The sequence below is a fragment of the Aeromonas sp. MR19 genome (assembly GCF_963899305.1).
Classification (GTDB): Bacteria; Pseudomonadota; Gammaproteobacteria; order Enterobacterales; family Aeromonadaceae; genus Aeromonas; species Aeromonas bestiarum.
Genome location: NZ_CAWQWZ010000011.1, coordinates 261388 through 281502 on the forward strand (window position 1 = coordinate 261388; position 20115 = coordinate 281502).

Below are 20115 nucleotides of genomic sequence, written 5' to 3' on the forward strand. Positions count from 1 at the left end.
GAGCGGCTAATGCTCTCACCCTCCTCCCGAAAAACACAGGCACTATTCTGGGGACATCCTCCCTATCAGGTGTCCTTGCCCACCCAGGAATGAACATGCCTGGTTTCTCGCCCTGTCCAGACAGATGTTCCGCCCTGCGCCGTCAAATATTTTCCCGCCGGACCCGGCTCTGATTTATTGCTCACCGATTGGATATCATTTTGAAAAACTGATACTTAAATAGCTACACTAGCCATTATCAATATCCAGGGACGTACAAAGAATGAGCTTGATTGGCCTGATTTTTGCAATAATCTGTATCCTTGGCGGTAACATCATCGAGGGGGGCCATCCCAGCGCCCTGCTCGATCTGCCAGCCTTCCTCATAGTGATCGGTGGTACTGTCGGTGCCGCACTGACCCAGTTTCCCTTCTCCGTCGTCGGTAAAACCTTCAAGCGCTTCAAGTGGCTGCTTGCCCCCCCCAAGCTCGACATGCTGGAGCAGGCGCAGTTGCTGGAAACCCTGGCCGGCAACGCCAGACGCAGCGGCATGCTGGCCCTGGAGGGCATGATCGACGAGATCAAGGATCCCTTCCTGCAAAAAGGGGTACAGATGATGGTCGATGGCTACGAGAAGACCAAGATCCACGAGGTGTTGGAGAACGAGATCGAGTTCGAGCATGAGGATCTCGAGCAGACAGTCAAATTCTACGAGGCCATGGGCGGCTACTGCCCGACCATGGGGATAGTGGGCGCGGTATTTGGCCTGATCCACGCCATGGGCCTGCTGGATGCCCCTGACAAACTGGGTGGTGCCATCGCAGTGGCCTTCATCGCCACCATCTACGGGGTGGGTGCCGCCAACCTGATCTTTCTTCCCTTCGGTAACCGCTACAAGGGGTTTGCCCATGACATCCGCCACTACAAGGAGATGACCTTGACCGGTATCCTCTGCATCGTGGATGGCGAGTCGCAAGCCCGGTTACAAGTTACCCTCGAACCTTATCTGGGAGGCCATGGTGGCCAAAAAGAAAAAGCCTGAAGCGCCCGAGAACCACGAGCGCTGGCTGGTTTCCTATGCCGACTTCATGACCCTGTTGTTCGCCCTGTTCGTGGTGCTCTACTCCTTTGCCATGGCCAAACAATCCGAGACCCGGGTGCTGATCCAGGGCTTCATCGAGTCGCTGGGTAAAATCGGCCTCATCTCTCCACCCGCGGGTTCCCCTGTGATGCAGGGCGGCACCGGGATCCTGGAGCCGGAATCCAGAACGGCCCCCAGCAGCCCGGATAAAGAAACCGTGCTGGAAAAAGAGGCACCGACCGCGGCGGCAGATCCCTTCAACGAAACCATAGGGGCCTCGGAGAAGCCGAGTGCTACCGAGGCCTGGCCGCACAAGACCAAGGAACAGGAGTGGGTACAGGTTACCAAGAAGAAACTCGAGCAGCAGCTCAAGGCGCAGATTGAATCCAAGGATCTGGAGGTGGAGCAGCTCGGCAGCCAGCTGGTGATCCGCATAGGCGAGAAGGCGCTGTTCCCGGCCGATTCGGCCTTCCTGCAGCCCCAGTTCATTCCGCTGGTCAGCAAGATCTCCGGCATACTGGCCGACATCCCAGGCAAGGTGGTGGTGACAGGCCACACAGACAATTCGCAAGCGCCGATAGAGCTCTATCGCAGCAACTGGGAGCTGTCGGTGCTGCGCTCGGCCTCCATCGTCCACACCCTGCTCACCAACCCCAAGCTGGACGCAACCAGAGTCATAGCTCAGGGGGTGGCCGATGCCCAGCCGCGCTATGCCAACGACACGCCTGAGCACCGACAGGCCAACCGCCGGGTCGAGATCACCCTCTCCCAGGGCAAGGCCGCCGAAGAGGCGCTCCCCATCCTCAAACCCTGATCAGCAAACCCCGCCCAGCGGGGTTTTCTTTGCGCCTCATCCAGCCGTTATCGCCCCGGTCATCCGACCAGCATCCCCTATTTTCCCCGCATGCCACGCTGTACAGGCCCCTGCGGCGCGCCGTTTTCCGGGTCTATTCGCGCCATTGAAAATGATTCTCAAATGAGAAAATTGACCTTGCTAGCAAAAACCGATTTTTCCCCCCATGATTAATAATTAATCCTTTGAAATGACATGTAAATCAGTATGGAAGTGGCATAATGCGTAACACCCTTGTTAAGTCACATGATTAATTCGGTTAGGGAAAACCTATATGTTTGCTGATATTGCTGTCCAGCATTGGGCTTTTGCTATCTATGTCGTTGCAGCCATTTGCCTGTGCCTGATCATGATAGGTCTGGCCGCCTTGCTGGGAGGCCGTGCCTACGGTCGAGCCAAAAACAAGCCCTTCGAATCGGGCATAGATTCGGTTGGCAATGCCCGTCTGCGTTTCTCCGCCAAGTTCTACCTGGTCGCCATGTTCTTCGTCATCTTCGACGTAGAGGCTCTCTATCTGTTCGCCTGGTCCGTCTCCGTTCGGGAGAGTGGCTGGGTCGGCTTTATTGAAGCCGCCATCTTTATCACCCTGCTGCTGGTAGGTCTTATCTACCTGTGGCGCATCGGCGCCCTCGACTGGGCACCAAAGAAACGCGTTCTGACTGACAAGAAGCCAGACTGAATTACCGATATTCCCTTTGAGGTTGCACCATGAAGTACACCCTGACCCGGATTGACCCGGATGCGCCGGTTGAGCGCTACCCCCAGGAACAGCGCCAGACAGTCGATGATCCGCTGGCGCAACAGGCTGAACGCGGCATCATGATGGGGCGTCTCGAGGAGGTGTTGCAAGACACCGTCAACTGGGGTCGCAAGAATTCCCTCTGGCCCTACAACTTCGGCATCTCCTGCTGCTACGTAGAGATGTGTACCGCCTTCACCTCCCCCCATGACGTGGCCCGCTTCGGCGCCGAGGTTATTCGAGCCTCGCCGCGTCAGGCCGATTTCATGGTGATAGCAGGGACGCCCTTCATCAAGATGGCACCCGTCATCCAGCGCCTGTACGAACAGCTGCTCGAACCCAAGTGGGTCATCTCAATGGGTGCCTGCGCCAACTCGGGCGGCATGTATGACATCTACTCAGTGGTACAGGGCGTGGACAAGTTCCTGCCGGTCGACGTCTACATTCCAGGCTGCCCGCCCCGTCCCGAGGCCTTCCTGCAAGCCCTGATGCTGCTGCAGGACTCCATCGGCAAGGAACGCCGCCCCCTCTCCTGGGTGGTGGGCGATCAGGGGATCTACCGTCCCCAGATGCAGGCCGAGAAGGAACGCAAGCGCGGCGAGCGGATCAACGTTACCAACCTGCGCACGCCGGATGAGATCTGATCATGAAACTGACTCGAGAATTCCCCAGTAACTACACCATGGCCCAGTGGCAACCGAGCGATCACCAGGATGCCCAGGTGGTCCGCGAGCTGTTTGCCCACTTTGGCGCCGAGCGCTTCACCGTTCAGACCACCCGCACCGGCGTGCCCGTGGTCTGGCTCTCCCGCGAGCTGCTGCTGGACGTGATGGGCTTCTTGCGCAAGCTCCCCTCCCCGTTCGTGATGCTGTTTGATCTCAGCGCCACCGACGAGCGGATGCGCAGCCATCGCGACGGCCTGCCCGAGAGCGACTTCACCGTCTTCTATCACCTCATCTCCATCGACCGCAACGCCGATGTGATGCTGAAGGTGCCGCTCAAAGAGAGCGATCTGAGCCTGCCAACCATCAGCCGCCACTTCCCCAACGCCAACTGGTACGAGCGAGAAGTGTGGGATCTGATGGGCATCAACTTCGATGGTCACCCCCATCTGACCCGCATCATGATGCCCAAGAGCTGGCAGGGTCACCCGCTGCGCAAAGACTATCCGGCGCGCGCCACCGAGTTCGATCCCTTCATGCTCGATGCGGTCAAACAGGATCAGGAGCAGGACAACCTGCTGTTCAAACCAGAAGAGTGGGGCATGAACCGGGGCAACGAGAACGAGGACTACATGTTCTTGAACCTCGGCCCGAACCACCCCTCCGCCCACGGCGCCTTCCGGCTGGTGCTGCAGCTCGATGGCGAGGAGATCCGCGACTGCGTGCCCGACATCGGCTATCACCACCGCGGTGCCGAGAAGATGGGTGAGCGTCAGTCCTGGCACAGCTACATCCCCTATACCGACCGGGTCGAGTACCTGGGCGGCGTCATGAACAACCTGCCTTATGTGCTGGCGGTCGAGAAGCTGGCGGGCATCAAGGTGCCAAACCGGGTCGACGTGATCCGGGTGATGCTGGCGGAGCTGTTCCGCATCCAGAGCCACCTGCTGTTCCTCGGGACCTATATCCAGGACGTGGGTGCCATGACCCCCGTCTTCTTCACCTTCACCGACAGGCAGAAGATCTACACCATCATCGAAGCCATCACGGGCGCGCGCATGCACCCGGCCTGGTTCCGTATCGGCGGCGTGGCGCACGATCTGCCGGTGGGCTGGGCTCGTCTCATCCAGGATAACCTGCTGAACTGGCTGCCCAAGCGGCTGATGGATTATGAGAAGGCGGCCATGCGCAACAGCATATTGCGCGGCCGCACCATAGGCGTCGCCCCCTATACCACAGAGCAGGCATTGGCGTGGGGCATCACGGGGGGCGGTCTGCGCGCCACCGGCCTCAACTTTGACGTACGCAAATGGCGCCCTTACTCGGGCTACGATCAGTTCGAGTTCGAGGTACCGGTTGGTGCCAACGGTGATGTGTACGACCGTGGCATGATACGCCTCGAAGAGATGCGCCAGAGCCTGCGCATCATAGAGCAGTGTGTGAAGAACATGCCGGAGGGGCCATTCAAGGCGGATCACCCGCTCACTACACCACCGCCCAAAGATCGCACCCTGCAAGACATAGAGACCCTGATCACCCACTTCCTGCAAGTGTCCTGGGGCCCGGTGATGCCGGCCGCCGAATCCTTCCAGATGATAGAGGCGACCAAGGGGATCAACAGTTATTACCTGACCAGCGATGGCTCCACCATGAGTTACCGGACCCGGATCCGCACCCCGAGCTTTGCTCACCTGCAACAGATCCCCTCGGTGATCCGAGGCAGCATGGTGTCGGATCTCATCGCCTACCTGGGCAGTATCGATTTCGTTATGTCGGATGTGGATCGTTGAGTAACCGCTGTTACTAAACAACCGTTACGCGACAAAAAGGACAAGCCACAAAAGGTTAAGCCATGAGCCAGCAATGTCAGTGCCAAAACAATCAGACCCCGCAGGGGCAAAGTGAGTGCCAGGGCAAGGGGGACGGCTTCGTCCTGAGCCAGGCCGAACGCGATGCCATCCGGCATGAGATACACCACTACGAAGATCCCCGCGCCGCCAGCATAGAAGCGCTCAAGATAGTGCAACAGGCCCGCGGCTGGGTACCGGACGGTGCCATCCATGCCATCGCTGCCGAACTCGGCATTCCCGCCAGCGACGTGGAAGGGGTTGCGACTTTCTACAGCCAGATCTTCCGCCAGCCGGTCGGGCGCCACATCATCCGGGTCTGTGACAGCATGGTCTGTTACATCAACGGCCACGAAGGGCTGCTGGCCGGCCTCAAGGAAGTGATGGATCTGGCCCCCGGCCAGACCAGCGCCGACGGCCGCTTCACCCTGCTGCCCGTCTGCTGCCTCGGCAACTGCGACAAGGGACCGGCGCTGATGATCGACGACGACACCTATGGCGGACTCGATGCCATCAGCCTGCTCAAGACCCTGGAGGCCTACCCATGAGTCTTCACGAGGGCAATCTGCCCATGCGCCTTGAACGCAACAAGACCCCGGAGGCCAACCTATGTCCATGAGCCCACGGCCGACCACGCCTCTCGCCTCCATCGGCACGGCCAACCTGATCGCGCGCGCCCCCGAGACCCATCCGCTCACCTGGCGGCTGCGTGACGACGGCCAGCCGGTCTGGCTGGATGAATACCAGAGCAAGCAGGGCTATGACGCTGCCCGCAAAGCCCTCGGCCAGATGAGCCCGGACGAGATAGTCGGCACCGTCAAGGATGCCGGCCTCAAGGGTCGCGGTGGCGCCGGCTTCTCCACCGGCGTGAAGTGGGGCCTGATGCCCAAAGACGAGAGCATGAACATACGTTACCTCCTCTGCAACGCCGACGAGATGGAGCCGAATACCTACAAGGATCGGCTGCTGATGGAGCAACTGCCCCACCTGCTGATCGAGGGAATGATCATCTCCGCCAAGGCCCTCAAGGCCTATCGCGGCTACATCTTCCTGCGTGGCGAGTACGTGGATGCCGCCATCAATCTGCGCCGCGCGGTGGAAGAGGCCAAAGCAGCCGGCCTGCTCGGCAAGAACATCCTGGGCTCGGGCTTTGACTTCGAGCTGTTCGTCCACACCGGCGCCGGTCGTTACATCTGCGGCGAAGAGACGGCGCTCATCAACTCCCTGGAAGGGCGCCGCGCCAACCCGCGCGCCAAGCCCCCCTTCCCCGCCGTCTCCGGCGTCTGGGGCAAGCCGACCTGCGTCAACAACGTCGAGACCCTGTGCAACGTGCCCGCCATCATAGGCAACGGGGTTGCCTGGTATCAGGGGCTGGCGCTGCCGGGCTCCGAAGATCACGGCACCAAGCTGATGGGCTTCTCCGGCAAGGTGAACAACCCTGGGGTCTGGGAGCTGCCGTTTGGCATCACGGCCCGCGAGCTGTTTGAAAACTACGCCGGTGGCATGAAGCCCGGCTACCGCCTCAAGGCCTGGCAACCGGGGGGGGCCGGTACCGGCTTCCTGCTGCCCGAGCACCTGGATGCCCAGATGTATGCCGGCGGCATCGGCAAGGTCGGCACCCGCATGGGGACGGGCCTCGCCATGGCGGTGGATGACAGCATCAACATGGTGGGGCTCTTGCGCAACATGGAAGAGTTCTTCGCCCGCGAATCCTGTGGCTGGTGCACTCCCTGTCGCGACGGCCTGCCCTGGAGCGTCAAGCTGCTGCGGGCGCTGGAGCGGGGCGAGGGTCAGCAAGGAGATCTGGCAACGCTGGAACAGCTGGTCAGTTTCCTCGGCCCGGGCAAGACCTTCTGTGCCCACGCCCCTGGCGCCGTCGAGCCGCTTGGCAGCGCTCTCAAGTATTTCCGCGCCGAGTTCGAGGCCGGGATCAAGGGACCGCAAGATAATCACAAGCTGCTCAAAGGGATCCAGCCCAATCTGCTGGGTGAACGCTGGTAAGACGAGGACGCAGGGCCGATGGGCGAAGCCTGATCGGCCGTTTCATGCAACACAGGTGCAAACCAGAGTTCACGAATGTTTGATGACGCCATTGTCTGATTACGCCTGCCGGCTAATCCAATCTGCGCGTTTTATCTAATTGATGTCAGGGAAGTTGTATGGCCACCATTTTTGTAGACGGTAAAGAGTACGAGGTAGACGGGGCAGACAACCTGCTGCAAGCCTGTCTCTCCTTAGGGCTGGACGTCCCCTATTTTTGCTGGCACCCGGCGCTGGGTAGCGTCGGCGCCTGCCGCCAGTGTGCGGTCAAGCAGTATCAGAATGCCGACGACAAGCGCGGCCGCCTGGTCATGTCCTGCATGACCCCCTCTACCGATGGCACCTATATCTCCATCGAAGACGAGGAGGCGAAAGAATTCCGCAAGACGGTGGTGGAGTGGCAGATGACCAACCACCCCCACGACTGCCCGGTATGTGAAGAGGGTGGCGCCTGCCACCTGCAGGACATGACGGTGATGACAGGCCACAACAGCCGTCGCTACCGCTTCACCAAGCGCACCCACCAGAATCAGGAACTGGGGCCTTTCATCAATCACGAGATGAACCGCTGCATCGCCTGTTATCGCTGCGTGCGTTACTACAAGGACTACGCCGGTGGCGAGGATCTGGGTGTCTATGGCGCCCACGACAACGTCTATTTCGGCCGGGTCGAAGATGGCACCCTGGAGAGCGAGTTCTCCGGCAACCTGGTGGAGGTCTGCCCCACCGGCGTGTTCACCGACAAGACCCACTCCGAGCGTTACAACCGCAAGTGGGACATGCAGTTTGCCCCCAGCATCTGCCAGCAGTGCTCGGTCGGTTGCAACATCAGCCCGGGCGAGCGCTACGGCGAACTGCGCCGCATCGAGAACCGCTTCCACGGTGGCCTCAACCACTACTTCCTGTGCGATCGCGGCCGCTTTGGCTATGGCTACGTCAATCTGGCGGATCGCCCGCGTCAGCCATTGCTGCGTGACGGCAACGACAAGCTGGCCATCACGGTGGACGGCGCCCTGAACCGTGCCGCCGACGCCCTGCGCACCGCGGCCGGCGTCATCGGCATCGGCTCTCCCCGCGCCTCGCTGGAGAGCAACTTCGCCCTGCGCGAGCTGGTGGGTGCCGACAACTTCTATTGCGGCGTCGAGCAGAGCGAGTGGGAGTGCCTGCAAAAGATGTTGCACATACTGCAACACGGCGGCATTCGCACGCCGAGCCTGCGGGATATGGAAGAGGCCGACGCCATTCTGGTGCTGGGTGAAGATGTCACCATGAGCGCCGCCCGTATCGCCCTGGCCCTGCGCCAGTCGGTCAAGGGCAAGGCGCGCGAGATCGCCCGCAAGATGAAGGTGGACTTGTGGCAGGTCGCAGCGGTGCAGACCCTGGGCCAGAATGAGCGCTACCCGCTGCTCATCACCAGCCTGGATAGCACCCGCCTCGACGACGTGGCGGCAGAAAAACTGCACGCCCCCCACGCGGATCAGGCCCGCCTCGGCTTCGCCATCGCCCATCTGCTCGACAGCTCGGCCCCGGCCCTGGCCGATCTCGGCCAAGAACAGCAGGCACAAGCCGCTCGCTGGGCCGACCTGCTTGGCAACGCCAAAAAGCCGCTCATCATCGCAGGCTCCGGCGCCCGCACTCTGGCACTGATCGAGGCTGCCAGCAACATAGCCCGTGCCCTCAAGGGCCGTGGTCAGGACGTCAGCCTGGCACTGGTGGCGCAAGAGGCCAACAGTCTGGGTCTGGCCATGCTGGATGCAGGCAAGTCGGCAGGCAAATCGCTGGAAGCGGCCCTTGAGCGCGTCGAAGCCCAGGATAACCTGGCGCTGGTGGCCCTGGAGAACGATCTCTATCGCCGCGCCCCGCGCAATCGGGTCGATGCGGCCATCGCCCGCCTGCAACACCTGCTGGTGATCGATCATCAGGATACCCAGACAGCCCAGAAGGCCGATCTGGTGCTGCCTGCCGCCAGCTTTGCCGAGGCCGATGGTACCCTCGTCAATATGGAGGGCCGTGCCCAGCGCTACTTCCAGGTCTATGCACCGGCCTTCTACAATGCCGACATCCAGATCCGGGAAGGGTGGCGCTGGCTGGCCGCGCTGCAGGGGGCTCTCGATCACAAACCCCTGCGCTGGCAGAACCTTGACGAGATCAGCAGTGCCTGCGCCGCCTCGACGCCGCTGCTCGCCCCCATGCTGGAAGCCTCGCCCAACGCCGGGCTGCGGATCCGTGGCATGAAGCTGGCTCGTGAGCCGCACCGCTACAGCGGTCGCACCTCCATGCTGGCGGATCAGAACGTCAGCGAGCCGAGAGTGGCCCAGGATCCGGACTCCCCCTTCAACTTCTCCATGGAAGGCTATGCCGGTGCCCGCCAACCGATGCAACAGGTGCCGTTTGCCTGGGCGCCGGGCTGGAACTCCCCGTCAGCCTGGAACAAGTTCCAGGACGAGGTGGGCGGCAAGCTGCGCGCCGGTGATCCCGGTCGCCGCCTGCTGGAGCCGGGTGAAGACAATCTCGGCTGGTTTGATGCCATACCGGCCCCCTTCGTGGCTCAGGAAGCCCTGCAGGTGGTCAACTATGACCAGCTGTTTGGCGGCGAGGAGCTCTCCGCTCGCAGCCCGGTGATCCAGGCCCGCATGAATGAGCCCGAGCTGGTGCTGAACCCGGCCGATGCGGCTCGCCTTGCCCTCAACGCGGGCAACCAGGTGAGCTTCTCCTGGGGTGGCAACCACTGGCGCCTCAAGCTGCGGCTGAGCCATGCTCTGGCACAGGGTCTGCTGGGTCTGCCGCTCGGCGTGAACGGTCTGCCGACTGCGCTGCAACAGGCCTACATCAACAACCTGCAGGAGGCGATCGCATGAGTGATTCCCTGATGGAGCTGCTGATTGAAGTTGGCAAGGCGCTGATCGTGCTGGTGGGGATAGTGGGGGCTGGCGCCTTCATGAGCTTCATCGAACGTCGCCTGCTGGCGCTGTGGCAGGATCGCTACGGCCCCAACCGGGTGGGCCCGTTCGGCCTGCTGCAGCTGGCGGCCGACATGGTCAAGATGTTCTTCAAGGAGGACTGGATCCCGCCGTTCGCGGATCGCCGGATCTTCATCCTGGCCCCCATCATAGCCTTTACCGCCTTTATTCTGGCGTTTGCCGTGGTGCCGCTCACCCCCACCTGGGGCGTGGCGGATCTCAACGTGGGCCTGCTCTACATACTGGCCATCGCGGGACTGGCGGTCTATGCCGTGCTGTTCGCCGGCTGGTCGAGCAACAACAAATACTCATTGCTCGGCAGCCTGCGCGCCTCGGCCCAGACCCTCTCCTATGAGGTGTTCCTGGGGCTCTCCCTGATGGGAATAGTGATCCAGACCGGCAGCTTCAACCTGAGAGACATAGTCGAGGCCCAGGAGGGCTTGTGGAACGTGGTGCCCCAGATCCTGGGCTTCATCACCTTCCTGTTTGCCGGCGTCGCCGTCACCCACCGCCACCCGTTTGACCAGCCGGAGGCCGAGCAGGAGCTCGCCGACGGCTATCACATCGAGTATGCGGGCATGAAATGGGGTCTCTTCTTCGTGGGCGAGTACATCGGCATAGTGCTGATCTCCTCCCTCATAGTGACCCTGTTCTTCGGTGGCTGGCACGGCCCCTGGTTGCCGCCCTTCATCTGGTTTGCCCTGAAGACCGCCTGCTTCATGGTGCTCTTCATTCTGCTGCGGGCCTCCCTGCCCCGTCCGCGTTTTGACCAGGTGATGTCCTTTGGCTGGAAAGTCTGCCTGCCGCTGACCCTGATCAACATGCTGATCACGGGTGCCGTGGTGCTGATGAGTGCGCAGTGAGGCCGGAATGGATATGAACATTGTGATGCCGTTTGGCTGGAACGTCTGCTTGCCTCGCGTCTTGCACCCCGCTCGGGATGCAAGGCTCAGGGGCTGTGGTGCTGATGAATGTGCAGTGAGGCACGACTATGAAAATTGTTAGCATAATCAAGGGTGTCGGTACCCAACTTCGCAGTCTGGGCATGGTGTTTTCCCATGCCTGGCGACCACGCGAAACCCTGAGTTACCCGGAAGAGGCTGTCTATGCCGCCCCCCGTTTCCGTGGCCGCATCGTGCTGACCCGCGACCCGGACGGCGACGAGCGCTGCGTGGCCTGCAACCTCTGCGCCGTGGCCTGCCCGGTCGGCTGCATCTCGCTGCAGAAAGCGGAGCGGGACGATGGTCGCTGGTATCCGGAGTTCTTTCGCATCAACTTCTCCCGCTGCATCTTCTGCGGCCTGTGCGAAGAGGCCTGCCCCACCACCGCTATCCAGCTGACGCCGGATTTCGAGATGGGCGAATACCGCCGCCAGGATCTGGTGTACGAGAAGGAAGACTTGCTGATCAGCGGGCCCGGCAAATACCCGGATTACAACTTCTATCGCATGAGCGGTATGGCCATCGACGGCAAGCCGAAAGGGGATGCCGAGCACGAAGCCAAACCTATCGATGTCAAGAGCCTGCTGCCCTAGGAGTCAATCATGGAACTGGCATTTTATGCCGCGGCCCTGGTAGCCGTTTACAGCACGCTGCGGGTGATCAGCACCAGCAATCCCATGCATGCGCTGCTCAATCTCATTATTTCGCTCATCGCCGTGGCCATGATCTTCTTCTGTCTGGGTGCCTCCTTCGCGGGTGCCCTGCAGGTGATCGTCTACGCGGGCGCCATCATGGTGCTGTTCGTGTTCGTGGTGATGATGCTGAACCTGGGATCGTCCCAGGATCAGGAGAAGAACTGGCTCACCCCCACCACCTGGGTGGGTCCGGGCCTGCTCTCTCTCGTCCTGCTGGGCTTTCTGGCCTACGGCATCCTCGGCGTGACAGGGGGTCAGCTTGGTCTGACCGACGTCAGCGCGAAAGAGGTCGGCATCGCCCTGTTCGGCCCTTATGTGCTGGCGGTGGAGCTCGCTTCCATCCTGCTGCTGGCGGGTCTGGTGACCGCCTACCACCTGGGCCGTGAAGACAAGAGCGGAGAAGTGCTTTCCGTTCCCAAAACTGCCGTGCGCTCAGCACCAAGTCCATCTCAAGAAGGAGGTCAGCAATGAGTGGCATCCCCATGGAACACGGTCTGCTGCTGGCCGCCGTGCTGTTTTGCATCGGTTTGTGCGGTCTGCTGATCCGCCGTAACTTGCTGTTTATCCTCATGAGTATCGAGATCATGATGAATGCGTCCGCGCTGGCGTTCGTGGTGGCTGGCAGCCGCTGGGCCCAGGCCGATGGCCAGATCATGTACATACTGGTGATTTCTCTGGCGGCAGCGGAGGCCAGTATAGGCCTGGCCCTGTTACTGCTGCTCTATCGTCGTTACCACACCCTCAACGTGGACACTGTGAGCGAGATGCGCGGATGAGCCTCTTATACCTGACTTTTCTATTCCCGCTGCTGGGATGGCTGGTGCTGGCCTTCTCCCTCGGCCGTTTCGGCGAGCGCAGCTCGGCACTGATCGGCGTCGGCAGCATAGGGTTGTCGGCCCTCACCACCCTGTGGGTCGGCATCGATTTCCTCAATACCATGCCGGTCGGCGGTGTCTACACCCAGACCCTGTGGCAATGGATGTCGGTGGGCAGCTTCAATCCCACCTTCCGCTTGGCGCTGGACGGCCTATCGCTGACCATGCTGGGGGTGGTGACCGGGGTGGGCTTCTTCATCCACCTGTTCGCCTCCTGGTACATGCGCGGAGAAGAGGGCTATTCCCGCTTCTTCACCTACACCAACCTGTTCATCGCCAGCATGGTGTTCCTGGTGCTGGCCGATGACCTGCTGTTCGTCTACCTCGGCTGGGAAGGGGTGGGGCTGTGCAGTTACCTGCTGATCGGCTTCTACTACCGCAACCCGGCCAACGGGGCGGCCGCCCTGAAGGCGTTCGTGGTGACCCGGGTCGGCGACGTCTTCCTCGCCATCGGCCTGTTCGTCCTCTACCGGGAGCTGGGCACCCTCAACATCCATGAGCTGCTGGTGCGCGCCCCCGCGATGTTCGCCGAGGGATCCCCTGCCCTGTCGTTCGCCTGCCTGATGCTGCTCGGCGGCGCCGTCGGTAAATCGGCCCAGCTGCCGCTGCAAACCTGGCTGGCGGATGCCATGGCGGGCCCGACGCCTGTCTCTGCCCTGATCCACGCCGCGACCATGGTGACCGCCGGTGTCTATCTCATCGCCCGTACCCACGGCCTCTTCCTGCTGGCCCCCGAGATCCTGCATCTGGTGGCACTGGTCGGTGCCATTACCCTGGTGCTGGCGGGTTTTGCGGCCCTGGTACAGACCGACATCAAGCGGATCCTGGCTTACTCCACCATGAGCCAGATAGGCTACATGTTCCTGGCCCTCGGGGTCGGCGCCTGGGAAGGGGCCATCTTCCACCTGATGACCCACGCCTTCTTCAAGGCACTGTTGTTCCTCTCCGCCGGTGCCGTCATAGTCGCGACCCACCACGAGCAGAACATCTTCAAGATGGGAGGCCTGCGCAAGAGTCTGCCGCTGGTCTATGCCTGCTTCCTGGTGGGGGGCTCGGCGCTGGCCGCGCTGCCGCTGGTCACGGCCGGTTTCTACAGTAAAGATGCCATCCTGTGGCAGGTGCAGGCATCCGGCCAGACCACACTGTTGTGGGCCGGTCTGGTGGGGGCCTTCCTGACCTCCCTCTACACCTTCCGCCTCATCTTCATCGCCTTCCACGGCAAGGTGCAGACCGAGGCCCACGCCGGCCACGGCCTGGCCCACCAGCTGCCGCTGCTGGTGCTGCTGGTGCTCTCCACCGGGATCGGGGCCCTGATAGTGCCGCCGCTGGCTGGAGTACTGCCGGCCGGTCCGGGAGATCACATAGAAGCGGGTCGTCATGCGCTGGAAATAGCCTCCGGCATAGTCGCCATCGCGGGCATAGCCCTGGCCGCCTTCCTGTTCCTGGGTGAGCGTCGACTGGCCGCCAGCGTGGCGAACAGCGCGCCTGGCCGTCTGCTCAGCACCCTCTGGTTCAATGCCTGGGGCTTTGACTGGTTGTACGATCAGCTGTGGGTCAAACCCTACCTGCTCAGCACCCGCCTGCTCGGCAAGGATCCGCTGGACTGGATGATGAACCTGCCGGCCTGGCTGGCACAGAGTGGCCACCAGCTGTTGGCCTGGACCGTTTCCGGCAAGTTGCGCTGGTATGCAGCCTCCATGGGGATGGGCGCCGCCCTGATCCTGGCCCTGCTGCTGCTCGGCTGATCCCGTGATGCAGCCCCTGAACTCGCAGCAAGCCCACGGGCCTGCACAGTGACTAGAACATAGACGAGAGCTGATATCGTGACCTTACTCTGGATCTTGTTAATACCCTTCATCGGCGGTCTGCTCTGTTGGCAGACGGAGCGCTTCGGTGAATACTTCGTGCGCTGGGTCGCCCTGCTGTCCATGAGCGCCTGCCTGCTGCTCTCCGGCGCCATCTGGTGGAGCGGTGACTTTTCCCTTGCAACCCAGACGGGCGTGTCCGCCTGGGCCGCCGAACTGCAGTTGCCCTGGATCCCCCGCTTCGGCATCTCCCTGCATCTGGCGGTGGATGGCTTGTCGCTCTTGATGGTGATGCTCACCTGCTTCATCGGCGTGCTGGCCATCCTCTGTTCCTGGAAGGAAATCGTGCAGCGCATCGGCTTCTTCCACCTGAACCTGCTCTGGATCCTGGGGGGTGTGCTCGGCGTCTTCATGGCGCTGGATCTGTTCCTGTTCTTCTTCTTCTGGGAGATGATGCTGGTCCCCATGTACTTCCTGATCGCGCTGTGGGGCCACTCGGTCACCGACGGCAAGTCCAGGATCAACGCGGCCACCAAGTTCTTCATCTACACCCAGGTCAGCGGCCTCATCATGCTGGTCGCCATCCTGGGTCTGGTGCTGACCCACCACGCCGCCACCGGCGTGTTCACCTTTGACTATCAGGACTTGCTCAACACCCCGATGAGCAAGGGCGTCCAGTGGTTGTTGATGCTGGGCTTCTTCATCGCCTTCGCGGTCAAGATGCCGCTGGTACCGCTGCACGGCTGGCTGCCGGATGCCCACAGTCAGGCGCCGACCGCAGGCTCGGTGGACCTGGCCGGCATCTTGCTGAAAACCGCCGCCTACGGTCTGCTGCGCTTCGCCCTGCCGCTGTTCCCGGAGGCCTCCGCCGAGTTTGCCCCCTACGCCATGCTGCTGGGCCTGGTCGGCATCGTTTACGGCGCCATAGTGGCGTTCGCCCAGACCGACATCAAGCGGCTGGTGGCCTACACCAGCATCTCCCACATGGGCTTCGTGATGATCGCCATCTACTCGGGTAGCGAGCTGGCGCTGCAAGGCGCCGTGGTGCAGATGATCGCCCACGGTCTCTCCGCCGCCGGTTTGTTTATCCTGTGCGGCCAGCTCTACGAGCGGCTGCACACCCGTGATCTGCGCCTGATGGGCGGCCTGTGGGGCCGGTTGCGCTACCTGCCCGGCGTCATGCTGTTCTTCTCGGTGGCCTCCCTTGGCATGCCGGGTACCGGCAACTTCGTCGGCGAGTTCCTGATCCTCATCGGCAGCTTCCAGGTCGCTCCCATCATCACAATCATCGCCACCTTCGGTCTGGTGCTGGCATCCGTCTACTCCCTCATCATGCTGCAACGGGCCTGCTTCGGCGCACCCAAGGACGACAAGATCCTCAAGGGACTGGACAGCCGCGAGCTGGCCATGATGCTGACCATAGCCGGCCTGCTGGTGCTGCTCGGTGTCTATCCCCAGCCGGTGCTCGATACCGCAGGCAGCAGCCTGATGAGCGTGCTGCACTGGTACGCACTGCCGTCCGCTGGAGCATTGCAATGAACCTGACTGTTTCCCGACCGCTGGCCCTGTTGCCTTACTTGTCCATTACAGGAGCACTGCAATGACATTCACAGCTTCTCAACTGCTGGCCCTGTTGCCTCTGCTGCTGACCACGGGGGCCATGCTGGCCCTGATGCTGGCCATCGCCTGGCGGCGCTGTGACGACACCGCCTTCGTCGTCACCATAGCGGGCCTCAACCTGGCGCTCTTCTCCCTGCCCATCGTCATGGCGCAGGGTGATCAGGGGGTCACCCCGCTGCTGCAGATAGACGGCTACGCCGTCTTCTACATGGGGCTGGTGCTCATCGGCGCCCTGGCCACCTGCACCTTCGGCCGCTCCTGGCTCAAGGGCTATCCGGACAACCGGGAAGAGTTCTACCTGCTGCTGCTGATCGCCACCGCCGGCGGCCTGGTGCTGGCCGGTTCCCGCCACCTCGCCTCCCTGTTCATCGGGATCGAGATGCTGACCCTGCCCATGTTCGGTCTGGTGGGCTACGCCTACCGCGAGCGCCATTCGCTGGAGGCCAGCATCAAGTACATGGTGCTCTCCGCCGCCGCCACCGCCTTCCTGCTGTTTGGCATGGCGCTGCTCTATGCCCAGGCGGGCAGCCTGAGCTTCAGCGATCTCGGCCTGACCCTGGCCACCACCCCGGCTCACCACCCGCTGCTGATGGGCGGTCTGGGACTGATGCTGGTGGGGTTTGCCTTCAAGCTCTCCCTGGCCCCCTTCCACCTCTGGACACCTGACGTGTACGAAGGCGCCCCGGCACCTGTGGCCACCTTCCTGGCCACCGTCAGCAAGATAGCCGTGTTCTGCGTGCTGTTGCGCTTCTACCTGGCGGTGCCTGCGGCGGGAGATCCCATGATCCACTGGCTGCTGGCCGCCATGGCGGTCGTCTCCATCGTCATCGGCAACCTGCTGGCCCTGCTGCAGACCAACATCAAGCGGATGATGGGTTACTCCTCCATCTCCCACTTCGGTTATCTGCTGGCGGTGATCGTCGCCAGCCGCCTCGGCCAGATGCCGGTGGAAGCGGCCGGCGTCTACCTGCTGATGTACCTGTTCACCAGCCTGGGGGCCTTCGGCGTCATCAGCATGATGTCCAGCCCCTATCGCGGCAAGGATGCGGACTCCCTGCACAGCTACCGTGGTCTGTTCTGGCACCGCCCCTACCTGACCGCCGTCATGACGGTGATGATGTTGTCGCTCGCGGGTATCCCCATGACGCTGGGCTTCATCGGCAAGTTCTATCTCATCGGGGTGACGGTCGATGCCAAGCTGTGGTGGCTCTCCGGCGCCATAGTGCTGGGCAGCGCCCTGGGTCTCTATTACTACCTGCGCGTCATGGTCACCCTCTATCTGCGGGAACCCGGCATGCAGCTGCGCGATGCCAAGGCCGACTGGGCCGTCTCCTCGGGCGGCATGGTGGTCCTGCTCTCCGCCATCATAGTGGTGGCGCTGGGCATCTACCCCCAACCCGTCATCAGCCTGGTGCAGGGCTTCCAGAACGTGGTCTTGCGCTAACCCGCCCTGATGGCCAATGCCCCTTGTGTCAGGCACCATTGGCCATCTTCCAGAGATGAAAAAATCCGAAACCAGCTTGGCTGGTTTCGGATTAATGTGATTGTCAGCAGATGAAACCTACAGATTAAGAATAGGACTTTAGTCGACACATTCCATTAATGTGCTTATTAAGACCCTTTATATTTATGACAATAATCTATTTTCTCAACGTGAAATCATAGTTCCCCGCACCATTATAAGAATAAACGTTAAACCGATAATAACCACTGCTTGCAACATAGTTAATCGCTTCATTCGAGGTGACGCTTGTTGATGTTGCCACAGCTATCCAAGTACTATTCTGCCATTTTTCCAGTGACAAATCGAAATCAGCATTGCCGGGGCCGGTCAACACACCACTCAGGGTTCCACCATCATATTGAAACCAGCTGCCATTCGGAATAATATGGCTAACGCCCTTCCCACTCAGATAACCTGAATAATTTTCCTCTTGATTTGAATTACCCTTGCCACCGATGCCAAATGTCATTTGACTTGAGACAGCGCTGATATTAGTCAGCTCCAACCCTGAATCAGCACCACTCCACCAGCGTGAATTGGTTCCTCGGCTGGACAGCGCATTGGGCTGAGTATCACCGAAAGTGTCTTGCCCAGAAGCATGATACATATCATAAGCATCACCAAGATTAGTATTTTTTTCTGGGTCACGATTCCCATCCGCATGCTCCATCTGAACATATGGATACCACTCATTATTATTGGAGCCATTAGGATCAACATGCCATACAATCAGACCTTGACCTGGCATATACTGATTTTGCCCGACTTGTGTTCTTGTCTCTATATAAAAAGCCTCACCAGCTTTATTCGGGTTGGACCAGCGGTATAGTGTGTTGCTGTTAGCCTGGTGGCTCAATAGACCTGAAGGAGCATTGCTGTTAACCGCAGGGTTGAGCTCGGTGATCGTTTCCCAGCCACTCAGTGAGCGAAAGTAGCCATTGGGTGGAACTGGTTTTTTATGTCTGTTACCGGTTACACCGCCATATCCCATAATGCAGTGCGAGCCAGCGGATCCTCCTGAGCTGCCATCGTAATCGTAAAGATCAGGCCAGCCGAACAACAGGTGTCCTGACTCGTGGATGAAGGTCCCGATAGATAAACTGCTATCCATGTTGGAGATCTGGTATTTGGATGCACAGACCCCATCAGCACACCAGCGGTTCAAGCCACCTTGATGAGGCCATAGGCCCTGAGCCCAGCCACCACCAGTACTGCCGGAATAGAACACGTTCAAACCACGAATATTGCCGTCACTATCTTTCGAGATGGTCGAAAAGTCGAAGCCTTCGGTGTATTCAAGCCAATCCAGAGCTTCGGCTATCAACTCTCTTGCTCTGGCACCATAGGTTATCGTGGGGTCTGTGTAGTAGGACTTATATTTCTTGGCCGTATAATATCCAACAACAGTATTGGTATAGTCTAATTTATTACCAGACACAGCACGAAAATAGTCCCGGATTGATTGTGCATTTCCATAGCCTGTGTAACCGATTTGGTTGGTGTAGTTGATGACCTCACTGGGTGGAATAGAACTGGATTCATCAGGAAACTGAATTAATATGGTCAACCCTCGAACATTACCTGTTACATTGGCATATTGATTGGCAAAAACACTGATTTTTGGTGACTGGGGTTGATATTGTAAAATTTGTAATTGCTTGGCGTTACGTTGCACGATAGAACGCTTGGCATGTTGAGGAATATCGGTGCCCTTCTGTATGGACCTGGTGCTAACACCATTCGACTTGGTAACTAGAATTCCGGTCGACTCAAACATTTCTCCATTTTCTGAAAGCTTGGCATAAGCGTAACCTTTCAGGGTATTGTCATAGATAACCGGATAGCCATCTTTAGTACGTTGATCTGCGTAAAGAGTTGAACCATTGAGGATCAACTCAAGTGTCGAACCATCCGGCTGCGTAACCGTGTGATGATAGTTGACATAAGGTATTGCAGCCTCCGTTTGAACAGTGAACATTACTGACCCTAGGATGGTTAAAATATTTAACCATCCTGTTCTTCCATTTTTCATTTTATCTTCCTTGTGAGTCCCGTGCAGAGTAAGTCTTATATCCAGTTCACCAAGGGATCAAATTTTATTTTTAAACTGGGATGTGTGTAACCATTCACCGACGTGAATTCAAACAAAACCATGTCATTTTTTGTGTAAGTGGGAGCGTTATATCCCAGGTTAGGGAATCGCCCAGGTATTCCCATGACATTGGGCTTTATCGGCAAGTCCCATCTACGTGACGGTCAAAGTCCGGCTGTGGTGGCGCTGGGCATCTACCCCCAACCCGTCATCAGCCTGGTGCAGGGCTTCCAGAACCTGGTACTGCGCTAAGTAACGCCTCTGCCAGAAACACAAAACCGGCCCAGGTGGCCGGTTTTTTATTGCTGGTTGAGCAAGAGCACGGCCGCAAGGTGGCAAGCTCTTTTTTTATGCGTATTTATAACCACTTATGTCACATCGCAGGTCACCGCTGAGTATCATCACCCCGCCCCTTGCTGATA

At 59.9% G+C, this 20115-nt stretch carries 17 protein-coding genes; 16 read left to right on the plus strand and 1 reads right to left on the minus strand.

Annotated features, from left to right (window positions below):
* Positions 1-262: 262 nt before the first annotated feature.
* The 15 genes from AACQ95_RS06970 to nuoN all read left to right on the plus strand — a co-directional run bounded on the left by AACQ95_RS06970 (position 263) and on the right by nuoN (position 17541).
* Entirely contained in the window at positions 263-1021 is a 759-nt protein-coding gene (locus AACQ95_RS06970) for a flagellar motor protein (RefSeq protein ID WP_043555316.1), read from the plus strand.
* Positions 996-1874, plus strand: a complete 879-nt coding sequence (locus tag AACQ95_RS06975) for a flagellar motor protein MotB (protein WP_043555315.1) — start codon at positions 996-998, stop codon at positions 1872-1874. Before AACQ95_RS06970 ends, AACQ95_RS06975 begins: the two co-directional genes overlap by 26 nt.
* Before the next feature lie 313 nt (positions 1875-2187).
* Complete coding sequence (locus AACQ95_RS06980; RefSeq protein ID WP_042865893.1) at positions 2188-2592, plus strand: NADH-quinone oxidoreductase subunit A; 405 nt, start codon at positions 2188-2190, stop codon at positions 2590-2592.
* 29 nt (positions 2593-2621) lie between these two features.
* Positions 2622-3296, plus strand: coding sequence for a NuoB/complex I 20 kDa subunit family protein (locus tag AACQ95_RS06985; protein WP_042034369.1), 675 nt, complete (start codon positions 2622-2624; stop codon positions 3294-3296).
* A 2-nt stretch (positions 3297-3298) separates the two neighbouring features.
* Positions 3299-5104, plus strand: coding sequence for an NADH-quinone oxidoreductase subunit C/D (gene nuoC, locus AACQ95_RS06990; RefSeq protein WP_274452119.1), 1806 nt, complete (start codon positions 3299-3301; stop codon positions 5102-5104).
* Positions 5105-5166: 62 nt separating this feature from the next.
* The gene (gene nuoE, locus AACQ95_RS06995) at positions 5167-5709 is read left to right on the plus strand and encodes an NADH-quinone oxidoreductase subunit NuoE (protein ID WP_043136692.1); all 543 of its coding nucleotides are present in this window, start codon (positions 5167-5169) and stop codon (positions 5707-5709) included.
* 67 nt (positions 5710-5776) lie between these two features.
* Positions 5777-7162 (plus strand): NADH-quinone oxidoreductase subunit NuoF, encoded by a 1386-nt coding sequence (gene nuoF / locus AACQ95_RS07000; RefSeq protein ID WP_043136999.1) that lies wholly within the window; start codon positions 5777-5779, stop codon positions 7160-7162.
* A 158-nt stretch (positions 7163-7320) separates the two neighbouring features.
* Entirely contained in the window at positions 7321-10059 is a 2739-nt protein-coding gene (gene nuoG, locus AACQ95_RS07005) for an NADH-quinone oxidoreductase subunit NuoG (RefSeq protein ID WP_241278165.1), read from the plus strand.
* Positions 10056-11024, plus strand: coding sequence for an NADH-quinone oxidoreductase subunit NuoH (gene nuoH, locus AACQ95_RS07010; protein ID WP_043555312.1), 969 nt, complete (start codon positions 10056-10058; stop codon positions 11022-11024). Before nuoG ends, nuoH begins: the two co-directional genes overlap by 4 nt.
* 128 nt (positions 11025-11152) lie before the next feature.
* On the plus strand, positions 11153-11695 hold the full coding sequence (gene nuoI, locus AACQ95_RS07015) for an NADH-quinone oxidoreductase subunit NuoI (protein WP_043136700.1): 543 nt from the start codon (positions 11153-11155) through the stop codon (positions 11693-11695).
* A gap of 9 nt (positions 11696-11704) precedes the next feature.
* Positions 11705-12268: an NADH-quinone oxidoreductase subunit J gene (nuoJ, locus tag AACQ95_RS07020; RefSeq protein ID WP_241278166.1), complete on the plus strand. Its 564-nt coding sequence runs from the start codon at positions 11705-11707 to the stop codon at positions 12266-12268.
* Entirely contained in the window at positions 12265-12573 is a 309-nt protein-coding gene (gene nuoK, locus AACQ95_RS07025; RefSeq protein WP_042034381.1) for an NADH-quinone oxidoreductase subunit NuoK, read from the plus strand. Before nuoJ ends, nuoK begins: the two co-directional genes overlap by 4 nt.
* A complete protein-coding gene (gene nuoL / locus AACQ95_RS07030; RefSeq protein WP_241278167.1) occupies positions 12570-14417 on the plus strand; it encodes an NADH-quinone oxidoreductase subunit L in 1848 nt (615 codons plus the stop codon). The genes nuoK and nuoL overlap by 4 nt, the downstream gene beginning before the upstream one ends.
* A gap of 78 nt (positions 14418-14495) precedes the next feature.
* Positions 14496-16016 carry an NADH-quinone oxidoreductase subunit M gene (gene nuoM / locus AACQ95_RS07035; RefSeq protein ID WP_103472933.1) on the plus strand — a complete coding sequence of 507 codons (1521 nt, stop codon included), beginning with the start codon at positions 14496-14498 and terminating at the stop codon, positions 16014-16016.
* Between the two features lie 61 nt (positions 16017-16077).
* Positions 16078-17541 carry an NADH-quinone oxidoreductase subunit NuoN gene (gene nuoN, locus AACQ95_RS07040; protein WP_043136710.1) on the plus strand — a complete coding sequence of 488 codons (1464 nt, stop codon included), beginning with the start codon at positions 16078-16080 and terminating at the stop codon, positions 17539-17541.
* A gap of 196 nt (positions 17542-17737) precedes the next feature.
* On the opposite strand, the gene AACQ95_RS07045 is transcribed toward nuoN, so the two are convergent.
* A complete protein-coding gene (locus tag AACQ95_RS07045) occupies positions 17738-19633 on the minus strand; it encodes a M6 family metalloprotease domain-containing protein (protein ID WP_241278168.1) in 1896 nt (631 codons plus the stop codon).
* 183 nt (positions 19634-19816) lie between these two features.
* Here AACQ95_RS07045 and AACQ95_RS07050 point away from each other — a divergent pair, with 183 nt between their 5' ends.
* Complete coding sequence (locus AACQ95_RS07050) at positions 19817-19945, plus strand: hypothetical protein (protein ID WP_277604278.1); 129 nt, start codon at positions 19817-19819, stop codon at positions 19943-19945.
* Positions 19946-20115: the final 170 nt, after the last annotated feature.